Genomic DNA, 2,590 nt, shown 5'->3' with positions numbered 1-2,590 from the left:
AGACGTAGCCGCTCCGCGCCGCATGCCGATAGGCTGCGGGGCGGGGCGGAGACGCCCCCGTCGTGGTAACACGGGGGCGCTACTTATAGCGCTTATTCTAGGAGGTCGATAGATTCTATGGATTCGCCGTTCACGCTCTCCATTGATTGGCTCGCGTTTACTATACCCGCCAGCAATCCCGAAGAGACCATGCACATGCTCGGTGGAGAGTGGAACAAGGCCAAAGCGGGGTTTCGCGGATATCCCCTCTCCTGGATCAGGGTCGATGGCCTGCGCGGCGTCGGCAAACTCGGCACTAATGCTCCCCGCCGCCCCAATGAAATTCACGTCGATCTTTCAGGCGGCATTGTGTCCGCCTACACGCTCCAAGAGGTCCGCTCACTCCTCCTGTGGGTAATCGAGAAGCAAGGGCATCTCACGCGAATTGACTGTGCCCTGGATGATCGAGGAGGAACGGTCCCCTTAGCGACGATTGCCCACGCCTTGGAAGTCGGACAATGTGTGACTCGCGCTAAAGAGGTGCGACGATTTGTGTCGAACCGCCTACATGACAGCTACGCCACCACAGGGGAAACGATCTATGTGGGAAGCCCTCAGAGCGAGACCCTGTTACGCATCTACGACAAACGCCTCGAAATGCAGAGCAATGGACGAGAGAATTGGCAGGACTACGGGGTGCGCTGGGAACTTGAATTCAAGAAAACACGGGCCAAGATCTGCGGCAATGCCCTTGCCTACTTCGAGGAATCGCTCTGGCGCGAATTTGTCGTGGGACTGCTCCGGTCCCATGTGGATTTTCGGCAGACGACAAGGGACGATGACGATGAGTACCGCTGCCGAGCTCCACTCGTCGAATGGTACGCGGCCCTGACGGAAGGATTTCAGAGAGCCCGCTTAGTATTGGAAAAACAGGAACAGACGCTCACAGGAGTCAAAAATTGGGTCAGCGGATCATTAACGCCGATGCTGGCTGTTCTCTGCGCGACACCTGGCGGGGAAGCCTGGTTGCAAGATGAGATTGTGCGGGGCGTGTCCCGGTGGAAAGACCGACACCGGAACCTGCTCAAAAAGAAACCCAAACGGTCTGTCGCAACACCTGCCGGCGGCAACGCGGGCAGTCCACTGTAGGGGGTCTGGGGGTGTCGCAAGACTCCCCCGGTCAGTTGAACCATGCTTACGGTCCAAGAAGTTTCCGACTGGCTCAATATCAAACCGGGCACCCTCTATAACTGGGCGGCCAAAGGCAAAATCCCTTGCCGACGTATGTATGGCCTTGTCCGGTTCGAGCGCGAGGCTATCCAGACCTGGCTAGACACATGCAATAACATTCCACAAAAGCCTCCGCCCTTCCCCATTCGCCACAACAGTTGCGACATTGACCACGTCATTGAAGCGGCCAAACGCGAGGTCTATACTCCCCGCCACGGGGAAACTAGACCGAAATCAGGCCTCATCCAGAAGGAGGATGCAGATGGGGCTGACAAAACGTAAGAACGTGTGGTGGATGAGTTTCATGTTTCACGGGCAACAAGTTCGGCGAAGTACCGGCACCACGAAAAAGCAGCTGGCCGAGGCCATTTATGCCAAGGTGAAGGTCCAGATTGCTGAAGGTCAGTTTTTCGAACGACGTGAGGAGCAGGAGCGCACGTTTAAGGAGATGATGGAACGGTACGTCACGGAGCGGGCAACCCTGAAAGCGATCAAAAGCCGCTTACGTGACCAAGCAGCCTTGGGGCACCTCCTCCCAGTGCTGGGAGAGAAGGTTCTCGCGCATATCACCCCGAAAGTGATGGCGCAATACAAGGCCCAGCGACGAACGGAGCAAGCCGCTCCGGCCACCATCAACAAGGAACTCCAACTCGTACGACATGCCTTCAACCTGGCTATGCGTGAATGGGAATGGTGCCGGGAAAATCCCATGCACCGGGTGTCTATGGAACAGGTACGGAATGAGGTCGATCGGTGGCTAACCACTGAGGAAGAAGAACGGCTCATGCTTCTTCATCTCTTTGGCTCCGAGAGATCATGGTTTTTGCCCTCAACACGGGCATGCGTCAGGGGGAAATCCTCAAACTGCAATGGCAGGACGTGGATTTTTCTCGCGGTACCTTGATTGTCATGCAGAGCAAGAACGGCACGCGCCGCACCATTCCCCTCAATACCAAAGTCTATGAACTCCTGGCCTCGAAACAGGCTTCCACCGGCCTCTCACATGGACCAGTATTCAAGACCCCGCTTGGCAATCTCCTGCAGGTGCGTTTTCTGGTGCGGGAGTTTTGTGAGGCTCGCAATCGGGCCGGGATTCCAGACTTCCGGTTTCACGACATGCGGCACACCTTTGCCACGCGGTTAGTTCAGCGCGGGGTGGATCTCTACAAGGTCCAACGGCTGCTCGGACATAAGACGAATTTGATGACGCAACGCTATGCGCATCATTCGCCGGAAAGCCTGAGAGAGGGTGTGAAGGTGCTGGATGAGTGCCAACCGGAGCGGTTTAGCACAAAATTAGCACACGGGGCTGGGGTGAACCCCTCGGTTGAGACAGTTTGCCATTAGCACACTGTGGTTTATTGCCGTTTCTTGCTCTACG

The 2,590-nt window shown here is 56.4% G+C and carries 2 protein-coding genes and 1 pseudogene; all 3 read left to right on the top strand.

Annotated elements, in window-relative coordinates; genetic code table 11:
- Positions 1–117: 117 nt before the first annotated feature.
- Entirely contained in the window at positions 118–1,128 is a 1,011-nt protein-coding gene (locus tag K1Y02_26880) for a replication initiation factor domain-containing protein (protein ID MBX7260008.1), read from the top strand.
- Positions 1,129–1,170: 42 nt separating this feature from the next.
- Complete coding sequence (locus tag K1Y02_26875) at positions 1,171–1,491, top strand: helix-turn-helix domain-containing protein (protein MBX7260007.1); 321 nt, start codon at positions 1,171–1,173, stop codon at positions 1,489–1,491.
- Positions 1,472–2,556 (top strand): annotated as a pseudogene (locus K1Y02_26870) (site-specific integrase). Before K1Y02_26875 ends, K1Y02_26870 begins: the two are co-directional and overlap by 20 nt.
- Positions 2,557–2,590: the final 34 nt, after the last annotated feature.

It is taken from the genome of Candidatus Hydrogenedentota bacterium, from assembly GCA_019695095.1.
GTDB lineage: Bacteria > Hydrogenedentota > Hydrogenedentia > Hydrogenedentales > SLHB01 > JAIBAQ01.
The sequence above is the reverse complement of the archived record's forward strand: the minus strand, read 5'-3'. Positions and strand labels throughout refer to the sequence as shown.

Coding starts and splice junctions, on each gene's coding strand:
- K1Y02_26875 (MBX7260007.1), top strand. CDS start 1,171: ATGCTTACGGTCCAAGAAGTTTCCGACTGGCTCAATATCAAACCGGGC.
- K1Y02_26880 (MBX7260008.1), top strand. CDS start 118: ATGGATTCGCCGTTCACGCTCTCCATTGATTGGCTCGCGTTTACTATA.